Here is a 22647-nt window from a genome sequence, read left to right on the forward strand (position 1 = left end):
ACTTCATGTATGCATAGTCATTCCTGATCAGATGCCAGAAAACCTTCCCCATATACTTCCCGTGCCTCACTGACGATCAAGAACGCTTTCGGATCGATCTGATAGATCAGTTTTTTCGCTTTATACATCTGTTTTCTGTCCACAACACACAGGGTAACGCCGCTCGCCTTCTTTGAATATGCTCCCCTACATTCCAACAAAGTGCAGCCACGATCCAGATATTCCATGAGTACATCTGCGATTTTATCAGAAAATGGAGTGACGACCGTCATCATCGTACTCCGGTTCAAGCCGTATAACGTCATATCGATCACATAGCTTGTAACCACCATGGAGATCATCCCATATAACCCCGACTCTACATTTCTGAACATTAGAATCGATGTCCCGATAATAATAAGATCAAGTACCATCAGCGCCGTCCCTGTCTGGATATGAGGAAAATATTTTTGTATCAGCTTTGCTCCTATGTCACTTCCTCCCGTTGTAGATCCACTCATAAAAACGATTGCCATCCCTATCCCAACCAAGACACCTCCAATAATGCATGCCATAAACCGGTTCCCTGTATATACCGGCAAATATGGTGTCACTGCCAGATCTATGATCGCATTGCAGATCAAAACTGTCTTGACTGTTTTTACTGTTCTTGATCGTCCTAGCAGAATCCAGGATGCCACCATCAGTGGAAGATTGATTCAGATCGTCAACATTCCGATTGGCAGACCGGTTATTCGATTCAGCAGGATCGACAAACCTGTCGCTCCTCCAGGCGCTGCGTCGATTCCGCCGATATAGCAGTGAACCCCGATTCCCTGCAGAAAACCACTTACAATATCGCACAGCACGTCTCCTGCAATCGTAACGCTCATATTCTTTTCCATTTTTGTCTCCTATTCCTCCACATTGCTGCTGTCATAAAAAGACACGGACCAACAAACTGCCAGTCCGTGTCTTTTTATGTTGCCATGCATCCGAAAGATGCTGCCAGTGGCAGGTTCTGTAGGTTACATGTTTTTTAACCGTGCTTTATTTTCACGAAATTCATTTTTCACCGTTTCCATGTGCTCATTGTCACTCAAAAGATCCCACGCCGTTCCGGCCAGGATTTTGGCAGCATATAAGATTGCCTGATGTGCCTCTTCCGTCAATCCCATGTCAAGAAACATCTGCGAGTGGGACGAAGTTCCCTCCGGCACAAACGCTATTCGGATACAACAGCCCGGGACTTCATACATAACATTTCCAAAATCTGAAGATCCTGTTTTTTCCCTGGGGGCTCTTATCCGCGGGGCACCAACCAGCCTTGCATTTTCCATCACGATCTCATTCAGACTGTATGCCGGAACTTTTCCCTCAAGGATTCGTTCCGTCTTTATCTCATAACTCGTCCCCGTCATGATTGCAGCTCCCCTCATCACGTCACCGAAGCGAGGCAGGAGTTCATCATGAAGATATACAGAATTGTAAGAGCGGACACTGAACGCTCCTACAGCCTTCGCCGGAACAATGTTGGCCGGTCCCGGAAGTTCCTGCATGGTATAATGGATTCTCGAATCTTCCCGAACATGTTCCCGGAGGAATTCCAATCCATTGAATGATAAAAGCAATGCATCAAACGCGCTTCTTCCTGCCTCCGGTTTCAAAGCAGCATGTGCTGATTTTCCGTGGAATGTCACTGTCACGGATGCCGCTGCCATCGATTTGACATCCACACATGTTGTCGGAGAACCATGGAGCATTAAAGCCACATCGATATCCTTCAGATAACCGTCCTCCAGTAAGATGATCTTTCCTCCGCCGCTCTCTTCCGCTGGTGTTCCATATACAATGATTTTTCCATTGCACTTATTATCCAGAATTTTTTTCAGAGCCACGGCTGTTCCGCAGATTCCTGGGCCCTGCATATGATGTCCGCAGGCATGTCCCAGTCCCTCTAGCGCATCATACTCGCACAGAAGTCCAATCGACGGCCCATTGCCATTTCCAAGCGTCTGTTCCGCCCGAAATGCTGTTTCCTGCCGTCCGAGCCCCCGCTCCACCTGAAATCCCTCTTTTGTCAGGAAATCACACAGCAAACTGCTGGCAAAATATTCATTGTGAGCCGTCTCTGGATGCGTAAAGATCGCATCTGCCATCTCATTCATTTCCTGGCTTCGTGTATCCAGATATGCAAATAATTGTTCCTTCATTCTTTTCCCTCTCTTACATCGGTCCAAAATGGATCATCTGTGCAATGATCATCAGAACAGATCCCACCACCATCCAGATCAGGAATAATTTCCACATAAATTTCATCCACCGATCATATGGTACATTTCCCATACTTAAAATTCCCATCAGTGCTGATGATGTCGGAAGAATATAGTTGCAGAAACCATCCCCGAAGTTGAATGCCAGTACAGCAGTCTGTCTTGTAATTCCGATCATATCCGCGAGCGGTGCAACGATCGGAATTACTACTGCGGCCTGTCCGCTTCCAGATGTAATAAAAATATTTATAACGATATTGATCATGTACATCGCCGGTCCCTGAAGGATCGTCGGAACTGCTTTCAGAATAAAGCTCAGTCCGTAAATAATCGTATCAATGATCGTTCCCGCTGTGAGAATCGAGGAGACAGCTTTCGCAACACACACAATACTGGCCGCCATGAGCATTGTCTTCATTCCCGCAATAAACTCGTTTACTGCCTGATTCGGAGACATTCTGAGTGTGATCGCCATGAGCACTGCCATCCAGATATAAATAGCCGCCATATCCATCATTCCCCATCCAAAAGTTAGGGAACCACCGACCATAACTAACAGGCAGGCCGCCATAATAATCAAAATAAGGCTTTTTGTCTTTGTCATAGGTCCAAAATCATCTAGGGACTTTTCTTCAGATTTCTGAGTGCCTGCAGTATATCCGTACATTGGGCTCAATTCCGGATTTTTCTTGATCTTCATCGCATACCGAACAAGGTAGATATTCGTCACAACCGCAAATACCACAAGGCATACCATCCGGTAGCCGATTCCTGAGTACAATGGAAGTCCTGCCAGTTCCTGCGCCACGGTTGTTGTTGATCCATTTAATGGTCCGGTACTGAAGCCTACTGCGCCGCCGAGAAGAATGATTCCGACACCGACGATTGCATCAAGTCCCATCGCCTGGGCGATCACCACAAGAATTGGGGCAAACGGTATAAATGTGTTTACTCCCTTCACTGTGCAAATCAATGTGAAAATACTGGTAAGTAACGGAATCAGGACCCATATCGTATTGGAATATTTCTTTACGACCTTTGCAATTGCCGACTGCAGCGCCCCACTGACATTCACAAAGCGAAATGCTCCGCCAGAAAATACAATACACAGAAACAGAGCCACACCATCCTTAAAACCTTTGGCAATGTGGTTCGGTATCGTCAGGGGATTCACCGGCGTACGCGCCACAAAAGAAAACTGATTCGGATCAATTACAGAAGTTCCCGCCTCGTTTTTTACCCTCACATACTCTCCAGCCGGTATGATCCAGGTCATAATACAGGCTGCTAAAATGATCAGTAATATGATTACGATCGTATTTGGAAGTTCCCGTTTCTTTTGTTCGTTCTTCATATGCGTTCCTCCTATGCATTTGTGATACAATTATCATAAATCACATGAGTTTCACAAACAACTTTCACATTTTTATACTTTGTGTACATCTATAAATTTTCTTTATATTTTATTTGTCGCATGTGTTTTTTATATGCTATACTAAAAGCAATTAAAGGGGGAATCTGATATGTATTCAAAAGAACTGGTCTATGTTACAACGATTGCAGAATCCGGCTCACTCTCTGCTGCGGCAAAAAAATTGTCCATGACCCAGCCTGCTCTCAGTATCTTTCTGTCAAATCTTGAAGTAGAACTGGAAGCACCTTTATTTACTAGAAATGGCCGGCGCATGGTGCCCACAAAAGCCGGGGAACTCTATTTAAGCACGGCAAAAAAGATCTTAGATCTTGAGGAGCATTTCCATATTCAACTGGATTCTCTCCTCCACTCTGAAAACTGTACTTTACGCATCGGTCTTCCCTGGATCCAGGCTCCTTTCCTGATCCCGCCGATCATGGACCATTTTTCGAAAATGTACCCTGGCGTTTCTCTGCGTTTTTCTAAGAGTGTTCTTGAGGATCTCACAAAAAAGCTGGAAAATGATCAGTTGGATATCGTTTTTATGAGTAAAGTTTCTCCTCATCTGAATAAAGATATTTTTCAATCTTTAACTGTAACGAAAGATTATCTTCTCCTTGTCGTTCCTAAGAATACAAATTGGCGTTTTCCAGTTTACAAATGCGAAATTTCTCCTTATCAGTATGTTGAGCTCTCTGATTTTCAAGATATCCCATTCATCACGCAGTTCCCCTCTGAGACTATCTATTATCTGGAACAAAAAGCATTTCGCCGCTGGAACTTAACGCCTTCTAACCTTCTGTCAGAAGGCAGCCTGGAAACTGCTCACCAAATGACCCAGCACCACATGGGCTGCAGTTTTACAATGCGAAGGTACCTATCTCATGATATCTCCCCGGATCTCAATTATTACCTGATCGGAGATCCGCCGATCTCAGCCCCCATCTCCCTCGTGTTTCGGCAATGTGATTTTATTCCACCATATATTCACGAACTCGCATGTTTTCTGAAAACAATTATACAATAATCAAAAAGCCGCATCTGTTTTCCAGCTTAGAACCAGAAAGCAGACGCGGCTTAAAAATCCACAGTTTTTAATTTGTTTTCTTCTTTAACTGTCCGCGGATCGCGCCAAACAGGGTGAACGCGATCAGGGCCAGGAAGAACCAGCAGATCGGGGTGTTGAAGAATACGACCGGATTACCGCTGGACTTTAAGAGTGCGGTACGAAAGTTCTTCTCCGCCATCGGTCCAAGGATCAGACCGAGGATCGCCGGGCTTGTCGGGATCTTTACTTTACCCATGAGCCAGCCGATCACGCCTGCAATTAACATCGTTCCCACATCGTAGAAGTTGCTTCTCATCGCATAGCTTCCTACGACGCAGAGGATGAAGATGACCGGTGTAAGGATCGTCTTCGGAACGCTAAGTACCTTTGTGAAAAGGCGGATGCAGGAGAATCCGAGGAGTACCATGATGGTGTTTGCCACAAACATTCCAAGGAAGATCGTGTATACAAGAACCTTGTTTGTCTTAAAGAGCATCGGTCCCGGGGTAAGACCCTGGATCGTCAGTGCGCCGATCATGATCGCTGCTACGGCATCACCAGGAACACCGAGTGTCATCATCGGGATCATTGCACCGCCGGTAACACCGTTGTTTCCGCCCTCGGAAGCAGCAACGGCCTCCGGGCTTCCTTTACCGAACAGTTCCGGATGTTTTGACATTCCGTGGGCTGTGTTGTATCCAACGAAGGATCCGATATCAGCACCTGCACCAGGGATGATACCGATCATGGTTCCGATGAGGCCCGTAACCGGAGCAACGCGAAGGATCGTCTTCACATCTTCCTTTGTCGGAAGAAGTCTTGTTACGCTCGCATCGATCTCATCGGTGCTGTAGATATCCTCGATGGTCTCGAAAGCCTGGCTCATCGCGAAGAGACCGATCATAACCGGAATGTACTGGATACCGGAGAGAAGGTTTGCGTTGTCTGTGAAACGAATATAGCTTGTTACGCTGTCGATACCGACAGTAGCTGTTAAGATTCCTAAGAATCCGCAGATCAGGCCCTTTGCCATGTTCCCGCCGGAGATACTCGCGATGATACAGAGGCCGAACACCGCAAGTTTCCCATAGTATAATACGTCCTCGTTTATCCCGCAACCAATTTTTAACCCCTGATCCGTTTCGTTTTCATCACCACATCCCCTTATTTTGGGACTTCGGCAAGAGCCTGCGTATAAAAAAGAAAAAGGAGCCGTCCCTAAAGGAACAGCCCCTGTACGCTTATTAGTTGTACTTGCGCTTTCTTGCCGCTTCAGACTTCTTTTTACGTCTTACGCTCGGCTTCTCATAATGCTCTCTTTTACGAATCTCCTGCTGAATACCTGCCTTTGCGCAGTTTCTTTTGAATCTGCGTAAAGCGCTGTCCAGGCTTTCGTTATCTTTAACGATTACGTTTGACATAGCTCACACCTAACCTCCCTCCAGTTGTGTAATTGTGCATAATACAACTGTTTGGGTATTTTTTAGCACTGGTATGATTATATCATAAATTACACATTCGTCAACCCGTTTTTACCGGAAAAATACATTTTTTTAAATTTTTTTGATTATATTACGATTTTAACTATTTTACCTGCTCAGAAACGACTTCCGCAACCTTTGCGAGTGCGTCCGCAACGCCCTCCGGTTTCTTTCCGCCGGCCTGCGCCATGTTCGGACGTCCACCGCCGCCGCCGCCTACAAGGCCTGCGATCGCCTTGATGAGGTTTCCTGCATGAGCGCCCTTCTTCTGGGCCTCATCGGTCACAGCAGCCATCAGGTTTACCTTGCCGTCGAGAACAGATGCGATCACAACAACGCCCTCGCCAAGCTTCTCCTTTAACTGGTCGCCCAAGTTTCTCAGACCATTCATATCAACGCCGTCTGCGCGGACTGCGAGAACTTTTACGCCCTTCACATCCTGAACCTGATCCATAACATCGCCCATTGCCTCTTTGGCAAGTTTGCTCTTTAACTTCTCATTCTCAGAGTGAAGCGCCTTGATCTCCTCCATCATGGACTCGATCTTTGTCTGTAAGTCTGCCGGAGTGGATTTTGCTGCAGCCGCTGCCGCATGAAGCTCCTGCTCCACATTCTCATAATGATGGATCAGACCATCGGAGGTCAGTGCCTCGATACGTCTCACACCTGCTGCAACGCCAGCCTCAGAGAGGATCTTGAAACAGCTGATCTCAGAAGTATTCTTTACATGGGTTCCGCCGCAGAGCTCTGTGGAGAAGTCTCCCATTCTTACGACACGGACCTTATCGCCGTACTTCTCGCCGAAGAGCGCCATCGCGCCTGTCTTCTTCGCGTCCTCCAGACCCATAACGTCTGTAACCACCGGAAGTGCCGCACGGATTTCTTTATTTACGATCGCTTCTACTTCCTTGATCTCAGCCGGAGTCATCGCGGAGAAATGAGTGAAGTCGAAACGAAGTCTGTCTCTTGTCACAAGGGAGCCAGCCTGCTCAACATGAGTTCCGAGAACGGTTCTCAGAGCCTTATGGAGGATGTGGGTCGCACTGTGGTTTCTTCCGATCAGGGCACGGTTCTCCTCATCTACCTTCAGAGTTACCGCCTCGCCTGTCTGGAACATACCGCTTACCATGTGTCCGATGTGTCCGATCTTTCCGCCCTGAAGGTGGATCGTATCTTCTACCTCGAACTTGCCGTTTGCGCTCTCGATCACGCCGCGGTCGCCGACCTGACCACCCATGGTTCCGTAGAACGGAGTCTCGGATGTGATGACACATGCCTTCTCGCCGTCTGTCACTGCGTCTGTGATCTCATCCTCGCCCTCTTCATCGGAAGCAAGTCTTACAAGAGCTGTCAGTCTGGACTCAGCTTCGAGCTTATCATATCCGACAAAAGCGGATGTTAAGGATGCGTCGAGTTTCTGGTAGATATCGTCGCGTCCCATGTAGTTTGTAGTCTTTCTGGCGCTTCTCGCAGTCTCTCTCTGAACCTGCATTGCCTTGTGGAAACCTTCCTCATCGACAGTGAGTCCCTTATCGTCAAGGATCTCCTTTGTCAGATCGATCGGGAATCCGTAAGTATCGTAAAGTTTGAACGCATCCTCACCTGCAAGGACTTTTGTTCCCTTTGCTTCCATGTCTTTTTCAAGGTCAGCAAGGATCTCAAGTCCTTTGTCGATCGTGTTTGCGAAGCGCTCCTCCTCCTGGTCGATGACGCGGAGGATCATATCTTTCTTCTCTTCCAGTTCTGGATAACCGTCCTTGGAGAGGTCGATCACAACCTGGGCGAGCTTTGTCATGAAGTTTCCTTCGATCCCGAGGATACGTCCGTGACGTGCAGCTCTTCTTAAAAGTCTGCGGAATACATAGCCTCTGCCCTCGTTGGACGGCATGATCCCGTCAGATGCCATAAATGTGCAGCTCTTTACGTGGTCAGCGATGATACGGAGGGAAACGTCTTTCTTGTCGTCCTCCTCGTATCTGCAGTGAGCCAGAGTGCCCACCTCGTCCATCAGAGCGCGGTTTGTATCTACGTCGAAAAGGGATGCAACATCCTGGCAGACAACAGCCAGTCTCTCAAGTCCCATACCAGTATCGATGTTCTTCTGGATCAGATCGGTGTAATTTCCGTGTCCGTCATTGTTGAACTGGGAGAATACAACATTCCATACTTCCATGAAACGGTCTCCTTCGCCGCCCATAACGTCCTCCGGACCTGTTCCATACTTCTCTCCGCGGTCATAGTAGATCTCAGAACACGGACCGCACGGACCTGCGCCATGTTCCCAGAAGTTGTCTTCCTTGCCGAAACGATAGATCCGCTCTTTCGGGATACCGATCTCCTCATTCCAGATACGGAAGGCCTCATCGTCATCAAGATAAACAGACGGGTAGAGACGGTCAGCCGGGATTCCCACGCACTCTGTCAGGAACTCCCATGCCCAGTGGATCGCTTCTGTCTTGAAGTAATCGCCGAAGGAGAAGTTGCCCAACATCTCAAAGAATGTGCCGTGGCGGGCTGTCTTACCGATATTCTCGATATCGCCGGTACGGATACATTTCTGACATGTGGTGACTCTGCGTCTCGGCGGGATCTCCTGTCCTGTGAAGTACGGCTTTAACGGTGCCATACCGGAGTTGATCAAAAGTAAGCTGTTATCGTTGTGCGGAACGAGGGAGAAACTCTTCATCGCAAGATGTCCCTTGCTCTCGAAGAATTCAAGGAACATTCTCCTCAGTTCGTTTACACCATATTTCTGCATGGTACTGCCTCCTGGTTACTGTTGTGTACTTTTTTTATCTCTGAATTTCTTACCCAGAACGATTCCCGCCAGGGCAACTGCGGCCAGAATCACAGCTTTGACGGCTGTTGAAACAAATGATGCGAAAAATGCGGACATAAAAACGCCTCCTTTTCCGGCTGTCCAAAATTCAGACGCCTGTGTTTAAAATGACACATTTGTACAGTTTCTATAATATTATTTTTTCGTAATCTGCCCGTAAAGCCGGTGGTCCGGTCTTTGGCGCAGATTCTCATAACTTATACTATAATCGTTTCTTGTTCGGTTGGCAAGATGTTTTTTACTTTTCCCCCGGATCTTCCCCAGGTTCCAGATAGTCCCCATAGCTCTTTAAGAGTTCATAGCACCGGTCCATTGTCATATTGGCCGATGTCCGGACATACTCGACGCTCTGGGCAGGTGTACCGGATCTTTTTGCGCTGGCCTTATCTGCCGCAAGATCCCTCTTTTTGATCCACTCCACCTCCTCGTGCCGGAGCGATTCCGCCGCATTCTCGTCCATCGCTTTGTGGATCTCTGCGTAGATTATATTCAGCTCCCGGTCCCAGAGATTCCGCACATACTCCGCCGCAGCATACCGGGAAGTCTGGCTCATCGACGGATCATCCTGGTATTTTTCCGCCTCGGTCCGCGCCGTCTCAAGACGTTCTTTAAAGTCTGAGAGCGTATATTCCGCCGCAGATTTCTCGTTCTTCTGTGCCTCCGAAACGGCACTGCCTGTTTCCAGCGGGGATTTCACGGTCTCCTCAGAAGCCTGCAGATCTTTTGCTGCGTTCTCCGCCGCTGCCCCTGTTTCGCTCTCCTCCACTGCCATCTCATTCTCTGCCATTGCAAGGGCACTGACTTCCGCATCTTCCGGAGTCTGTGGATCCGGCGTTCCCGCCGCCTTCATCCTGTTTTCTACCGCATAGGGATTTCCCGCGTCCACAGACCCCTGCGGCAGGGCATCCGCCTCAAAACCAACGACAGCCGCGGTATCCACTCCCCGTGAGGAAACAAACCGTTCCACTGCCCACGTGATGGATACCCCGGCTATCAGGATCCCGATAATGATCAACCATATTCTGCGTCTGCCCATATATGCTCTCTCCCGCTCTTTTCAGTCTCTTGTAACTGTTCGGTACTCTCACAGTTACAGCCCCTTTTACAGCTGCTGTCATTCTACTAAAAAGATACCATATCGGAAGATCTTTGTGAACAAAAAACGCAAATTAGTAATAGATTGTAAGACTTTTGTAAAAAGTGTCATCAAGCGACCGTGCAGACCAGCGGACTTTCATGCTGGAATACCCGGGTATTTGACAGTCCTAGTTTTCTACTCCTTCATCCACCAGCAGATTCCCTCCGTCCGCGGCGCCGGTGGCCAGCCGGTCACAGCGCTCGTTTCCGGGATGTCCGTCGTGGCCTTTGACCCAGTGGAACGTCACTTTATGCGGGTTCATCGCGGCAAGCAGCCGTTTCCAGAGGTCCGAGTTCTTCACCGGTCCTGTCTTCGGGCGGACCCAGTTGTTTCTCACCCAGCCATCGATCCATTTCTGGTTGAAGGCATCCACCAGATATTTCGAATCCGAATAGAGGTCCACCTCACAAGACCTGTTTAACGCCTCAAGTCCCGCGATCGCGGCCATCAGCTCCATCCGGTTATTGGTGGTCCGCACATATCCCGCGGACAGCTCCTTCTCGTGGAGAACCCCGTTTTTATCGATAAACTGGAGCACTGCTCCGTATCCGCCCGGCCCGTCCGGGTTTCCGCGGGCCGCTCCGTCTGTATAAAGTGTCACTTTCATGTCGTATTGTTTCCTCTCAGGATGTCTTATTTCATGATATTCCGGGCTCACTCAGTCATAAGCCGCAGTCAGAGATCCCATTTTTCGCAGAGTGCATTGACCTCCGCCGTAAACTTCTTGATATCCTTGTTTGCACAGTCGCGGTTCTTCTGGATGATCCGCACCAGACGTTCTCCTGCAGCCACGAGAAGAGCGAAGATCGACTTGTTCTCCTTCTGTCTTGCAGTCTCCTTCTGGATCGGAACGCCGACGGTCTGTTTGAGCCATACACCCGCTGCCAGATCGAACTCCGATCCCGAGAACGGGGCGTCCGCCACAAGGTCGTAGTCTGACCGCAGGAGATTCGCGAACTTCGTGCACACAAGGTCATCGCCGTGTACCATAAACACGCGGCCCGGTTTCTTCTTGAATGCATTGATCCAGGTGAGAAGTCCCTCCCTGTCCGCGTGACCGGAAAGTCCGTCTAACCTCACGATCTCCGCTTCCACGTCGATCGTCTCACCGAAGAGCTTTACGACCTCCGCACCATCAATCAGGCTTCGCCCAAGCGTTCCGATAGCCTGATATCCGGCGAATACGATCGTACATTCCTGCCTCCAGAGGTTATGTTTTAAGTGGTGGCGGATTCGTCCGGCATCACACATACCTGCCGCGGAAACAATGACCTTCGGCTCTGAATTGAAGTTTATAGCCTTGGAATCGTCACTGCTGACGGAAAGTTTCAGTCCGGGGAATCCGATCGGATTGATACCCCGGTTCACAAGATCCATTGCCTCCTCGTCAAAGCACTCGGAAATGTTTTTATTGAACACATGGGTCGCCTCGACAGCCAGCGGGCTGTCCACATAGACCGGGAATCCGTCATGTCCGGTGACGAGTCCCTCTTCCTTGATCTTACGGATAAAGTAAAGGATCTCCTGAGTCCTGCCCACCGCAAAGGCCGGGACCACAACGTTTCCTCCGCGGTCCAAAGTTCTCTGGATGATCTTCGCGAACTCCTCGATGTGCTCATGGGTCCTGTCATGGGAGCGGTCGCCGTAAGTGCACTCCATCACCACATAATCCGCCTCATCCGTATACTGCGGGTCCTTGATCAGCGGCTTATTCTTGTTTCCGATATCGCCGGAGAACACGATCTTTTTCTTTACGCCGTCCTCGTCGATCCAGATCTCGATGGACGCGGAGCCGAGCAGATGGCCGACATCAGTAAAGCGTACCTCGATCCCTTCACAGATCGTCAGGATATCGCCGTAGTGGCACGGGACAAAGTGCTTTAAGACGCCCTCAGCGTCATTGACCGTGTAGAGTGCCTGAACTTCCGGATTTCCGGCACGTCTCGCCTTTCTGTTCTTCCACTCTGCCTCCATCTCCTGTATGTGGGCACTGTCCTTTAACATAATGTTGCAGAGATCACAGGTCGCCTGGGTCGCAAAGATCTGACCCTTGAAGCCCTTCGCGTAGATCAACGGCAAAAGGCCCGTGTGGTCGATATGGGCGTGGGTGATAAAGATGTAATCCACATCGGAGAACGGGATTGGAAGATCCGCATTCTCATAGACGTTTCCGCCCTGTTCCATACCATAATCAATCAGGATGTTTTTTCCAGCCGCATTGAGATAATGGCAGCTGCCAGTCACTTCATGATCCGCGCCGATAAATGTCAGTTTCATGGAACCCCTCCTCGCGCTGCAAATCAGCTGTATTATTTGTATCTATTATAGCAAATTTCAGATAATTATGCAAATCATTCCTCCATTACTGTCATTGATAATTTTCTGTAGCGTATCCTGGAGTTTCATCTGGCAATCCTCTGTCATCTGGGAGATCTTCGCCTGCATGCCGTCCTCCACGATCTGTTCCACAGATTTTCCAAAGATATTCGTATCCCAGACGCCGTCCTCCGTCGCTTCCCCGTCCTTTATGTACGCGATCAGATCCTTCGCCTGCTGCTCGTTTCCGACGATCGGGGCGATCTCCGTCTCGATCCGCGCTTTGATAAGATTGATGGACGGAGCCTGGGCATGGATCTTCACCCCGTATTTGCTGCCGTGGCGGATCAGCTCCGGCTCATCCAGGGAAATCTCCGTCTTATCCGGCAGGACGATGCCGTATCCTTTCTGCCGGACCTCCGCCAGGGCATTTTTCACCTTCTCATACTCGCCCTGCATCTCCGCTGAATCTTTTAGGATCTTAAACAGGCTGTATTCATCGCGCACCGGCAGTCCGGAGATGTCGCTCAGGACCTCAAAGTACGCATTCTCGTCGACGACGACCCGGATCGTCACGCGCCCGCTCGCAAGATCGAGTTCATCCGCGATCAGCTTTTTCACCGCCCGGTCTTCTTCCGGGACCGTCTCCTTCGGCACATCTTTCATCTGAACAGAACGTTTTAAAAGCTTTTCCGCCTCCGCGATCATGTCCGCCTTGATCGCATGGGTATCCGGCAGGATCTCCGCCCACTTCGGGATCTCGAGGTCGAGTTCCGTCACGGGGAACTCCAGAAGGACTGTCCCCAGGATCTCCTCAATGTCCTCCTTCTTTAACTGCTCACAGTTTGCCGCCCGGACCGGAACTCCGTACTGGTTTTCCATCTTAAGCGCCAGCGCTTTCGTATCCGCCGCATACGGTCTCGTGGAATTGAGCACGATCAGGAACGGCTTTCCGATCTCCTTTAGCTCTGAGATTGTCTGCTCTTCCGCTTCCCGGAAGTCCTCCCTGGTAAGCTCCCCAAAGCTCCCGTCGCAGGCCACGACAATACCGATGGTGGAATGGTCCCGGATCACCTTTCTCGTCCCGATCTCCGCCGCCTGGGTAAAGGGGATCTCGTAGTCGTACCAGGGAGTCTTCACAAGCCGTTCCTCCCCGTTTTCCGTGTGTCCTGCGGCGCCTTCCACCATAAATCCCACGCAGTCGATGAGCCGCACCTTCGCCCGGATCCCCTCCGCGAGTTCCAGCTCCGCCGCCTCCTTCGGGATAAACTTCGGCTCCGTGGTCATGATCGTCTTCCCAGCGGCGCTCTGCGGGAGTTCATCCCTGGTCTGCGACTTTTTCTGCCCGTCCGGAAGGTTCGGAAGAACGAGAAGTTCCATAAACCGCTTGATAAACGTAGATTTCCCGGTGCGCACGGGTCCCACGACGCCCACATAGATCTCGCCGCCCGTCCTCGCCTCGATATCCTTGTATACATGGAAATCATCCATAAAAATACCCCCTCGCATATACTGTTTCAGTGTATGCGCGAGGGGGATGTTTTTATTCACTCATGCGGCAGGTCTGTCCGGATCTTTATTCCCACGGAAGGTCGCTGTGCTCGATGCGCTTGTCGCGGAGCATCAGGTCAGCAACGGCCTCTTTCGCCGGTTTTCCTTCAAACAGGACCTCGTTGACCTGTTCAACGATCGGCATGGAGACGTTATATTTCTTTGCAAGCGCTCTCGCAGCCTTTGCGGAATAAACGCCTTCCACCACCATCTGGACTTCCTTCATGGCTTCCTCCATCGTGTATCCTTTTCCGATGAGGATCCCGGCACGGCGGTTTCTGCTGTGCATGCTTGCACATGTCACGATCAGGTCTCCGATCCCGGAAAGTCCTGTGTAAGTCTGATATTTTCCGCCCATGGCAACGCCAAGTCTCGCGATCTCCGCCATTCCGCGGGTGATGAGGGCCGCTTTTGCATTGTCCCCGTAACCAAGACCGTCAGCGATCCCGGCCGCCAGGGCAACAACGTTCTTCAACGCTGCTCCTGTCTCGATCCCCAGGACATCCGGACTCGTGTATACACGGAATACCGGACTGATGAAGGTGGACTGGATATACTCCGCGATCTTCTTTTTGTGGGATCCCGCAACACAGAGCGTTGGGAGTCCGCGGCTTACCTCTTCCGCGTGGCTCGGTCCGGAGAGAACGGCCGTCTCAGCCATCGGGAGCTCCTCTTTGATGATCTGTGTCATTGTATCGAGAGTATTCTCCTCGATCCCCTTTGCGACATCGACAATGAGCTGGCCATCCTTACAGAACGGTTTCATCTTCTGCGCCGTACTGCGCACGAAAACAGACGGGACTGCCATCACAAGAAGATCTTTATCCGCCATCGCCTTTTCAAGATCCGCAGTATAGATGAGTCCTTCCGGAAGTGTCACACCCGGAAGATTCCTGTGGGTCCTTGTCTTTGCCATCTCCTCGATCTCTGCCGGGATCGCGGACCAGAGTGTCACCTCATGTCCGTTATTTACCAGCAGTACCGCAATTGCGGTTCCCCATGTACCGGAACCGATAATACCAATCTTTTCCATGTTCAGGAACTCCTTTTTCTACGCCCTAAGGTTGATTTTCTTATGTACGCACCTGATGCCGGTTTATTTCTTTCCGCCCCAGAGCTTATTCTCCGTACCGGATAACAGTCGTTTAATATTTGCCCTGTGTCTCCAGATCGCCATCGCCATCAGAATAAAGGAGATGGCAAAAAACTCCATGAGACTTCCTTCGGACACACGGTAATCCCCCCGTGATCCATAGATCAGCATCTGGATGAAGAATGAGATCACGACCAGGATCGATCCCAGGGACACATATCTTGTGATGATCACAGAGCCGAGAAACAGCGCCGCACAGACGAGCGTCACGCGCCAGTCCATGGACACGAGGATCCCCGCCATGGATGCGATCCCTTTTCCGCCTTTAAAGTGCAGATAGCACGGGAAATTATGTCCAAGGACAACTCCGAGACCCGCATAGAGCACATAGAGGTCTGTATCCGGGCTTGCTTTAAAGATGATCCGGGCTGCAAGACATGCGAAAACAGTCTTTAAAAAGTCGCCCGCAAAGACGATGAGTCCCGCCTTCTTTCCGAGAACCCGGAGCGCGTTTGTCGTTCCGGAGTTTCCGCTGCCGTAATTTCTGATATCGATATGGTTCATTTTCCCGTAAAGATATCCTGTCTGGAATAATCCAAACACATAACCTATAACAAGACAAAGCACTCTGCCCATCGCTTAATCCTTCTCCTTCCTCTCACGGATGATGAATTTCAGGGATGTTCCGCGGAAGCCAAAGGCCTCACGGATCTTGTTTTCCAGGTATCTCGTGTAGGAGAAATGCATTAACTCCTTATCGTTCACGAAAATTACGAAGGTCGGCGGTTTTACCGCAACCTGGGTCACATAGTAGATCTTTAAGCGTTTGCCCTTATCGGACGGCGGCTGCTGCATCGCGACAGCTTCTGTCACGATCTCGTTTAAGACGCCGGTCGCCACACGGAGCGTCTGGTTCTCGCGGACCATATCGATCAGCTCAAAGAGTTTTTCCATTCTCTGTCCGGTCAGTGCGGACACGAAGATATACTCCGCATACGGCATATAGGACAGGGTCTCTTTTAATTTTCTTGTGTACTCATAGATCGTCTTATCATTCTTCTCGATCGCATCCCACTTGTTGACAACAACGATCACGCCTTTTCCGCGGTCATGGGCGATCCCGGCGATCTTCGCATCCTGCTCGGTGATCCCCTCAACGGCGTCGATGACCATGAGGACCACGTCAGCGCGCTCAACGGCTGTTACCGTGCGGATGATGCTGTAGCGCTCGATATCCTCTTTGATCTTGCTCTTTCTTCTGAGACCGGCCGTATCGATAAAGATATATTCCGTGCCGTTTCTCACGATCTCCGTATCAACGGCATCTCTCGTTGTTCCGGCGATGTTGGACACGATCACACGGTTCTCGCCGAGAAGCTTATTGATAATGGAAGATTTTCCGACATTCGGTTTTCCGACGATCGCGATCCTCGGACGGTCGTCCTCGCTGTCGTCATACTGGTCCTCACGGAAGTATTTTACTACCTCGTCAAGGAGCTCACCGAGACCGAGTCTCGACGCTGCGGATACCGGAACCGGATCGCCGATTCCGAGGTTGTAGAATTCGTATACATCATTTCCGAATTTTGCCATACTGTCCACTTTGTTGACCGCAAGAACGACCGGTTTCTTGGACTTTCTGAGCATGTCCGCAACCTTGGAATCCGCGTCAACAAGTCCCTGGCGGACATCGACGATGAAAATGATCACGTCCGCGGTATCGATCGCGATCTGAGCCTGTTCCCGCATCTGGGCAAGGATGATGTCCTTGGAATCCGGCTCGATTCCGCCTGTATCGATCAGGGTAAAGTTGTTGTTTAACCAGGTGCAGTCCGCATAAATACGGTCTCTTGTCACACCCGGAGTATCTTTTACGATCGAGATCGTGCTGCCGGCAAGTACATTAAAGAGTGTGGATTTTCCCACATTCGGTCTGCCGACGATCGCCACTACTGGTTTACTCATATTTTTTCCTCATTTCTATACTTCGCCGTCCCAGTCCGGAATGACTTCTCCGTCTTCCGTGAGTCCGGCGTCTTTCATTGTAAGCTCATATGCCCCGTGTTCCGCAGTCTGCTCTCTCGCCGCTTCCGGATCGAGGATCGCATCGACAAGGTCATATCCGCTTGATTTTACTATATTTATCGGAATCTGTAAAGCATCTTCCGCCTGGGTCTTTGTGATGTCATCCAGGAAAACTTCTTCTCCGCTTTTGAACATGACGGCCGGAAGAAGCAATCTCTCTCCCAGCGGTCTTTCTTTCAGCTGTGCGATCAGATCCTGCCCCGTGATGAGGCCGGCCACCGTGATCTTCTCCCCGAAGAAGTCATTCCGGATCCGATATACATGGACGTTTCGTCCCGGATAGACCTTTTCGATCTCCCTCACAAGCTTTTCCAGATACGGGTACGGCAGGTATCCCGTCGCGATCGAGAGTTCTTCCTTCACCCCGTCGTCCTTCTTCCCGTCCAGAGCGTCCATCACCTCTTCCTGAAGGAGACGCAGCATGCCGACGCCATTTTCCAGCTGGATGTATCCGTCATAGCGTCCTTCCTCCGGCATCTCCCGTTCCGCCAGAATATACCACTCGTCGCTTGCATGGATAAAATGGATCCCGTGGCGCTCATAATTGATCTTCTGCCATTTTTCGATCAGGTCGATGACCTCACAGGCATCTTCCTTTGTAAACGGTTCCAGCGGATAAAGGCCGTCACGGTATTTCGAGAGTCCGACCGGAACAACCGACACACTCTGCATTACCGGCGCATACTTTGAGAGCTGCTCGATCGTGTACGCCAGTTCCTTTCCGTCATTGACGCCTTTGCAGAGAACGATCTGCCCGTTCATCTCCGTCTCCGCCTCGTAAAGCCGGTCGATCTTCTTTAACGCCTCCCCCGCAAACCGGTTGTGGAGCATTTTGCAGCGCAGCTCCGGGTTCATCGTCTGGACCGAGATATTGATCGGAGCCAGATGGAAACGGATGATACGCTCGATATCCTTGTCCTTCATATTTGTCAGGGTGATGTAGTTTCCCTGGAGGAACGAAAGTCTCGAGTCATCGTCCTTAAAGTAGAGAGTTTCACGCATTCCCGGCGGCATCTGGTCGATAAAGCAGAATATGCACTTGTTGGAACATGACTTGTAGTCACTCATGAGTCCGTTCTCGAAGGTGAGTCCTAAGTCCTCCCCGCCGCTCTCGATCTCAAGTTCCCACTCTTCGCCGTCTGCTTTCCGGACGACCATCACGAAGCTCTCAGCGTCCGTCATATAATCATAGTCGAAGATATCTTCCAGTTCTTCCCCGTCTATGGTAAGAAGCACATCGCCCGGCTCCAGTTCCAGTTCTTCTGCGATGGAACCGGGAGCGACTGCCGTAATTTTATGTCCCTGATATTTCACTTTATTTTCCCTTCCTGCATGGTTCTAAACACAATCATACCAATCTTCCTCCAATTTGTAAAGGAATGTTCTGACGAATTTTCATGCGAAACTATTGACGAAAAATGTCCGAAAATGGTATACTCGGCGTGGAATGCCTGCTCATCCCGTATAATAAGGAAATGCAGGTCAAAAATATGATCGGACAGTCTGACCTGACAAGAGATCAGACCGCACCACTAAAAATCGGAGGATTATCTGACATGTCTAATCAGTACGTTTTCAACGACCGTCTGCCGCTCGCACCGCTTAAGATCGCTGCTCTTGAGAGCTGCCGTGATCTTGCGCAGAAAGTCAATGACCACATCGTAAACTTCCGCCGCAACGATACGGAAGAATTAATTCGCCGTCAGGGCAATTTACAGTACCGCGGCTACGATGTTGACTCCTACCTTCTCGACTGCGCATGCCCGCGTTTCGGAAGCGGTGAAGCAAAGGGAATCGTAAATGAGTCTGTTCGCGGAACCGATATTTTCTGCATGGTCGATGTGACAAACCACTCTCTCACCTACAAGATGTCCGGATATGTAAACCACATGTCCCCGGATGACCACTACCAGGACTTAAAGAGGATCATCGGTGCAACCGCATCAACTGCACACCGCATCAACGTGATCATGCCGTTCCTTTATGAGAGCCGTCAGCACAAACGTACTCACAGAGAGTCTTTAGACTGCGCAATGGCACTGGAAGAGCTGGTAAACATGGGTGTTTCCAACATCATCACTTTCGATGCGCATGACCCGCGTGTCCAGAACGCGATCCCGTTATCCGGCCTTGACAACTTCATGCCGACTTACCAGTTCGTAAAAGCACTGTTTAAACATGACAATACCTTAAAGATCGATAAAGACCACTTAATGGTCATCAGCCCGGATGAGGGTGCTATGAGCCGTGCCGTATACCTCGCCAACAACCTCGGCGTTGATATGGGTATGTTCTACAAGAGAAGAGACTACTCCAAGGTCATCAACGGAAGAAACCCGATCGTTGCCCATGAGTTCCTCGGAAGCTCTGTAGAAGGAAAGACTGTGATCGTTGTCGACGATATGATCGCATCCGGCGAGAGCATGCTCGACACCGCAAAAGAGTTAAAGGAGCGCAAAGCTGAGAAGGTTGTTGTATGCTGTACCTTCGGTCTCTTCACTGCAGGCTTCGACAAATTCGACGAGTTCTACCAGAAGGGTTATATCGACAGCGTTGTCACAACAAACTTAAACTACCGTTCCCCGGAACTCTTCACAAAGGAATGGTATGTGGAAGCTGATATGAGCAAGTACATTGCTGCCATCATCAACTCCTTAAACCACGACGTTTCCATCGGAAACTCCCTGTCCCCGACAGACAAGATCCAGAAGCTCATCAGAAAGTACAACGAGGGACTTCTGTAATCCTGAATTTTAGAAAATCTTTTACGCCGCCCGGTTTCTATTATGGATTCCAGGCGGCGCTTTTTAGTTTCATAAGAAAGTGCGGACTTTGGCTCGCTGTTCGCGCAAACTGGAAAAAGGGCGGGAACCCTGACACTTCTGCCGGGATTCCCGCCCCTTCTTATATTATTGCAATTTTTAGTTTCCGTTCGTACGTCTCACCTTGCTGATATCCAGCTTATCGGCTGCGGAGGAGTCAAACTCGACCGCAAACTGTACATTGTCAGGAAGTGCTTTCTTCTTCAGGACCTCGAAGTACTGGGATGCATCCTTGATGACAAGTCCTGTTGTATTCCAGTTGTCGCCCGGAAGGATCCATACCTTTACGTTTGCAACTTTCAGCTCATACGGAAGCTTCTGGGATACCCACTCGGTCTTTCCGTATTTGGACAGACAGTTATATACATCGCCCATCGTAAGTTTTCCAGTCGATCCGTCAAAGAGTTCCGTCTTCTCGTAAGTGTTTGTTCCGCCCTTGTCGCTTGCCTCCTGGAGCGTATCGGCATTCAGTTTCAGATTTCCGGAATTTACGGCTGCTGCCTGTGTCGGCTGCGGATTTGCCTTTGTGGTCTCCTTCACAGTTTCTTTTACCGCCGCTGTCGTCTCCTTTGCCGCAGCGGAAGTTTCCTCTTCGGTCTCTGCCGCCGTTTCTTCTTCCGTTTCATCTGCAGCATCCGTCTCATCGCCGGCTGTCTCATCATCCTCATATGGATTGTGATCCAACAATTTTCCGTCCACATCCGCGAAACGTCCGTCCGGAGTCGTGTCGTCCACCAGCATTCTTCCGTCATCCTCGAAGTAATATACCGCGCCGTCAAGCTGCTGGTATCCTGTCACTGCACTCGCATAGAGGCGTCCGGCCGCCGAGCTGAAGTAATAAGAGCCGCCGGTCTCATCCGTATACCATCCAAGTCTCCAGGAACCGTCCTTGTTAAGGCAATATGTATAATCTCCACCGCTGATCACGCCCGCGTCATAGTTGGACGGAGCCAGTGCGAACGCACGTTTGTAATATTGGGAAGCGCCTTCCACATCTCCGGCCTCCAGGAGTTCATCTGCTTTCGCATATGCCTCATCCGCTGCGGAAGAACGATAACTGTCCAGTTCCTCTTTATAGCTCTTATTTCCAGGTCTCATGGAAGCTGCCTTCTCCCAGAATTTCAGGCATGCATCCATATCCTCAAGTTCCATATAATAGGAGGATGCTGAATTTAAGAATTCATCCAGCTGCTCATCCGTCACCGTGGAATTCTGGTTGACAAATCGCTCCAGTCCGCTCTGGACGATGCTCTCCGCCTCTTTTGCCTTTCCGGTATCAACATACACGGTGATCAGCATGGAATACGCATCGATCCGGTCCGGAGCCTCATCGATCACGGCCTTTAAAGTCTCAATCGCCTGGTCATTTTTCCCTTCGTCATAACAATACTGCCCGTAGGAAATTCTCGCCTCCAGCAGAGCACTTTTAATACTCTCATCGTTCTGATCCGCTTTCTGGAGGACTGCCACTGCGTTTTCGTAGTCATCCATCATGGAGTACGCTTCTGAGAGCTGTAAGGAGTTCTCCACGGTAACCCCGTCGATCTCCTGAAGCTTTAAGAGCCACGGGATCGCAGTCTCATAGTCTTCATTGTCTGTCAGGACCTGGCAGATCGAGCGGATGCAGTTCTCCTGCTCTTTCTCCAGGGACGGATCTTTCGTCTTTTCATATCCCTGTTTTAAGATTGTCTCCGCCTCGTCATATTCCTCATTTCCGATATATGCCTTGGAAAGCTGGATATAAGCTTTGCTGTAATTCGGATCGAGTTCAATACATTTTAACAGTGATTCGATCGCACTCTCATAATCTTCTTCTCCAACATACCCGGCTCCTTCCTTATAAAGGCTCTCCGCTTCTGTTGAACTTGCCTGCGCTTCCTGGGTCACACCGTTCACCGAAGTGTCTTTCTTTCCGCACGCGGAGCAGAGTACAAGCGCCGCGGCCATGATCAAAAACCATTTTCTCATTCTAATTCCTCATTTTCTGTCGGAGCATTCTGCATCCCGGAAATCTTTTATCCGATCAGCAGGCTGTCACGTTCCAGTCTTTGTTCATAAAACGATCATCCATAAACTGTAACGATTTTTCCGTTCATTCGTCTGCATTTATAGCTTATCAGTTAATAACTATACCATTTTTCTCTCTTTCTGTCCAGATGGAAGTCAATGGAAAACTATGGCATAAGTTCGGCAAAACTGTGAACGTTCCGGGAAATCTCCTCACTCCTGTCAGGAAGTCTGTATTTTAACAAGACCACGGAAGTCTCTTACCTCTTCTGCAAGGTAATAGGCAGGGAATGGAATTTGCCTGTATCAGGCGGAACGTAAATATCTTTTGACCTCAACAAGTGAAAACACGCTTCGCGAGTTTCCCCTTGTTATCGCGACAGTCGCCAAGGTCTCGCGCAAGAGCGGACTTTGGCTCGTTGTTCGCGTAAAAAAGGGGACCAGCCTTGCGGCTGATCCCTGAATTCGTAGTCTGTTCGTAACTGTTCAGTGCCCTCACAGTTACGTGCAAAAACCCATTCCAAATCAGCTCCGCCGATGGGATTTTTGCCTTCCGTCCCATGTTTTATTACGGTCAGCGCAGCAAGTGCGCAGACCTACT

The 22647-nt window shown here is 49.9% G+C and carries 19 protein-coding genes; 2 read left to right on the plus strand and 17 right to left on the minus strand.

Annotated features, from left to right (window positions below; genetic code table 11):
• Positions 1-17: 17 nt before the first annotated feature.
• The 4 genes from ACXMYH_RS09155 to ACXMYH_RS09170 all read right to left on the minus strand — a co-directional run bounded on the left by ACXMYH_RS09155 (position 18) and on the right by ACXMYH_RS09170 (position 3606).
• Complete coding sequence (locus tag ACXMYH_RS09155) at positions 18-683, minus strand: YitT family protein (protein WP_486554738.1); 666 nt, start codon at positions 681-683, stop codon at positions 18-20.
• 15 nt (positions 684-698) lie between these two features.
• Positions 699-884: a hypothetical protein gene (locus ACXMYH_RS09160; protein WP_486554739.1), complete on the minus strand. Its 186-nt coding sequence runs from the start codon at positions 882-884 to the stop codon at positions 699-701.
• Between the two features lie 123 nt (positions 885-1007).
• On the minus strand, positions 1008-2192 hold the full coding sequence (locus ACXMYH_RS09165; RefSeq protein ID WP_486554740.1) for a M20 family metallopeptidase: 1185 nt from the start codon (positions 2190-2192) through the stop codon (positions 1008-1010).
• 13 nt (positions 2193-2205) lie between these two features.
• Positions 2206-3606 carry a YfcC family protein gene (locus tag ACXMYH_RS09170; protein ID WP_118529760.1) on the minus strand — a complete coding sequence of 467 codons (1401 nt, stop codon included), beginning with the start codon at positions 3604-3606 and terminating at the stop codon, positions 2206-2208.
• A 169-nt stretch (positions 3607-3775) separates the two neighbouring features.
• Between ACXMYH_RS09170 and ACXMYH_RS09175 the strand changes: the two genes are divergently transcribed.
• The gene (locus ACXMYH_RS09175; RefSeq protein ID WP_486554741.1) at positions 3776-4693 is read left to right on the plus strand and encodes a LysR family transcriptional regulator; all 918 of its coding nucleotides are present in this window, start codon (positions 3776-3778) and stop codon (positions 4691-4693) included.
• 67 nt (positions 4694-4760) lie between these two features.
• On the opposite strand, the gene ACXMYH_RS09180 is transcribed toward ACXMYH_RS09175, so the two are convergent.
• From ACXMYH_RS09180 to ACXMYH_RS09235, 12 genes are all read right to left on the minus strand, one after another.
• The gene (locus ACXMYH_RS09180) at positions 4761-5789 is read right to left on the minus strand and encodes a tripartite tricarboxylate transporter permease (protein ID WP_486554742.1); all 1029 of its coding nucleotides are present in this window, start codon (positions 5787-5789) and stop codon (positions 4761-4763) included.
• 169 nt (positions 5790-5958) lie between these two features.
• Complete coding sequence (gene rpsU, locus ACXMYH_RS09185; RefSeq protein WP_003504099.1) at positions 5959-6135, minus strand: 30S ribosomal protein S21; 177 nt, start codon at positions 6133-6135, stop codon at positions 5959-5961.
• A gap of 163 nt (positions 6136-6298) precedes the next feature.
• Positions 6299-8953, minus strand: a complete 2655-nt coding sequence (gene alaS, locus ACXMYH_RS09190; RefSeq protein ID WP_215702995.1) for an alanine--tRNA ligase — start codon at positions 8951-8953, stop codon at positions 6299-6301.
• A 15-nt stretch (positions 8954-8968) separates the two neighbouring features.
• Positions 8969-9091 (minus strand): hypothetical protein, encoded by a 123-nt coding sequence (locus tag ACXMYH_RS09195; RefSeq protein WP_275950589.1) that lies wholly within the window; start codon positions 9089-9091, stop codon positions 8969-8971.
• Between the two features lie 181 nt (positions 9092-9272).
• A complete protein-coding gene (locus ACXMYH_RS09200) occupies positions 9273-10070 on the minus strand; it encodes a lysozyme inhibitor LprI family protein (RefSeq protein ID WP_486554743.1) in 798 nt (265 codons plus the stop codon).
• 229 nt (positions 10071-10299) lie between these two features.
• The gene (gene rnhA, locus ACXMYH_RS09205) at positions 10300-10779 is read right to left on the minus strand and encodes a ribonuclease HI (protein WP_215702993.1); all 480 of its coding nucleotides are present in this window, start codon (positions 10777-10779) and stop codon (positions 10300-10302) included.
• 68 nt (positions 10780-10847) lie between these two features.
• Positions 10848-12449 (minus strand): MBL fold metallo-hydrolase RNA specificity domain-containing protein, encoded by a 1602-nt coding sequence (locus ACXMYH_RS09210; protein WP_118529756.1) that lies wholly within the window; start codon positions 12447-12449, stop codon positions 10848-10850.
• 57 nt (positions 12450-12506) lie between these two features.
• Positions 12507-13979, minus strand: coding sequence for a stage IV sporulation protein A (spoIVA, locus tag ACXMYH_RS09215; RefSeq protein WP_215702991.1), 1473 nt, complete (start codon positions 13977-13979; stop codon positions 12507-12509).
• Between the two features lie 85 nt (positions 13980-14064).
• Positions 14065-15072 carry an NAD(P)H-dependent glycerol-3-phosphate dehydrogenase gene (locus ACXMYH_RS09220; RefSeq protein ID WP_118529754.1) on the minus strand — a complete coding sequence of 336 codons (1008 nt, stop codon included), beginning with the start codon at positions 15070-15072 and terminating at the stop codon, positions 14065-14067.
• Positions 15073-15135: 63 nt separating this feature from the next.
• On the minus strand, positions 15136-15768 hold the full coding sequence (gene plsY, locus ACXMYH_RS09225; protein WP_486554744.1) for a glycerol-3-phosphate 1-O-acyltransferase PlsY: 633 nt from the start codon (positions 15766-15768) through the stop codon (positions 15136-15138).
• 3 nt (positions 15769-15771) lie between these two features.
• Positions 15772-17097 carry a ribosome biogenesis GTPase Der gene (gene der, locus ACXMYH_RS09230; RefSeq protein ID WP_015554291.1) on the minus strand — a complete coding sequence of 442 codons (1326 nt, stop codon included), beginning with the start codon at positions 17095-17097 and terminating at the stop codon, positions 15772-15774.
• 15 nt (positions 17098-17112) lie between these two features.
• Complete coding sequence (locus ACXMYH_RS09235) at positions 17113-18531, minus strand: DUF512 domain-containing protein (RefSeq protein WP_215702989.1); 1419 nt, start codon at positions 18529-18531, stop codon at positions 17113-17115.
• Positions 18532-18773: 242 nt separating this feature from the next.
• Between ACXMYH_RS09235 and ACXMYH_RS09240 the strand changes: the two genes are divergently transcribed.
• Positions 18774-19961, plus strand: a complete 1188-nt coding sequence (locus ACXMYH_RS09240; RefSeq protein WP_486554745.1) for a ribose-phosphate pyrophosphokinase — start codon at positions 18774-18776, stop codon at positions 19959-19961.
• A 177-nt stretch (positions 19962-20138) separates the two neighbouring features.
• Here the strand turns inward: ACXMYH_RS09240 and ACXMYH_RS09245 are convergent, their stop codons facing one another.
• Positions 20139-22007 carry a tetratricopeptide repeat protein gene (locus ACXMYH_RS09245; protein WP_486554746.1) on the minus strand — a complete coding sequence of 623 codons (1869 nt, stop codon included), beginning with the start codon at positions 22005-22007 and terminating at the stop codon, positions 20139-20141.
• Positions 22008-22647: the final 640 nt, after the last annotated feature.

Source organism: Pilosibacter sp. NGB245 (genome assembly GCF_057397225.1).

Excerpts from the sequence above, each read along its gene's own strand:
- rpsU (WP_003504099.1), bottom strand. The coding sequence starts at position 6,135 with ATGTCAAACGTAATCGTTAAAGATAACGAAAGCCTGGACAGCGCTTTA.
- ACXMYH_RS09170 (WP_118529760.1), bottom strand. The coding sequence starts at position 3,606 with ATGAAGAACGAACAAAAGAAACGGGAACTTCCAAATACGATCGTAATC.
- ACXMYH_RS09165 (WP_486554740.1), bottom strand. The coding sequence starts at position 2,192 with ATGAAGGAACAATTATTTGCATATCTGGATACACGAAGCCAGGAAATG.
- ACXMYH_RS09160 (WP_486554739.1), bottom strand. The coding sequence starts at position 884 with ATGGAAAAGAATATGAGCGTTACGATTGCAGGAGACGTGCTGTGCGAT.
- spoIVA (WP_215702991.1), bottom strand. The coding sequence starts at position 13,979 with ATGGATGATTTCCATGTATACAAGGATATCGAGGCGAGGACGGGCGGC.
- ACXMYH_RS09220 (WP_118529754.1), bottom strand. The coding sequence starts at position 15,072 with ATGGAAAAGATTGGTATTATCGGTTCCGGTACATGGGGAACCGCAATT.
- ACXMYH_RS09175 (WP_486554741.1), top strand. The coding sequence starts at position 3,776 with ATGTATTCAAAAGAACTGGTCTATGTTACAACGATTGCAGAATCCGGC.
- ACXMYH_RS09155 (WP_486554738.1), bottom strand. The coding sequence starts at position 683 with ATGGTGGCATCCTGGATTCTGCTAGGACGATCAAGAACAGTAAAAACA.
- ACXMYH_RS09210 (WP_118529756.1), bottom strand. The coding sequence starts at position 12,449 with ATGAAACTGACATTTATCGGCGCGGATCATGAAGTGACTGGCAGCTGC.
- ACXMYH_RS09245 (WP_486554746.1), bottom strand. The coding sequence starts at position 22,007 with ATGAGAAAATGGTTTTTGATCATGGCCGCGGCGCTTGTACTCTGCTCC.
- ACXMYH_RS09240 (WP_486554745.1), top strand. The coding sequence starts at position 18,774 with ATGTCTAATCAGTACGTTTTCAACGACCGTCTGCCGCTCGCACCGCTT.
- rnhA (WP_215702993.1), bottom strand. The coding sequence starts at position 10,779 with ATGAAAGTGACACTTTATACAGACGGAGCGGCCCGCGGAAACCCGGAC.
- ACXMYH_RS09200 (WP_486554743.1), bottom strand. The coding sequence starts at position 10,070 with ATGGGCAGACGCAGAATATGGTTGATCATTATCGGGATCCTGATAGCC.
- plsY (WP_486554744.1), bottom strand. The coding sequence starts at position 15,768 with ATGGGCAGAGTGCTTTGTCTTGTTATAGGTTATGTGTTTGGATTATTC.
- der (WP_015554291.1), bottom strand. The coding sequence starts at position 17,097 with ATGAGTAAACCAGTAGTGGCGATCGTCGGCAGACCGAATGTGGGAAAA.
- ACXMYH_RS09195 (WP_275950589.1), bottom strand. The coding sequence starts at position 9,091 with ATGTCCGCATTTTTCGCATCATTTGTTTCAACAGCCGTCAAAGCTGTG.
- alaS (WP_215702995.1), bottom strand. The coding sequence starts at position 8,953 with ATGCAGAAATATGGTGTAAACGAACTGAGGAGAATGTTCCTTGAATTC.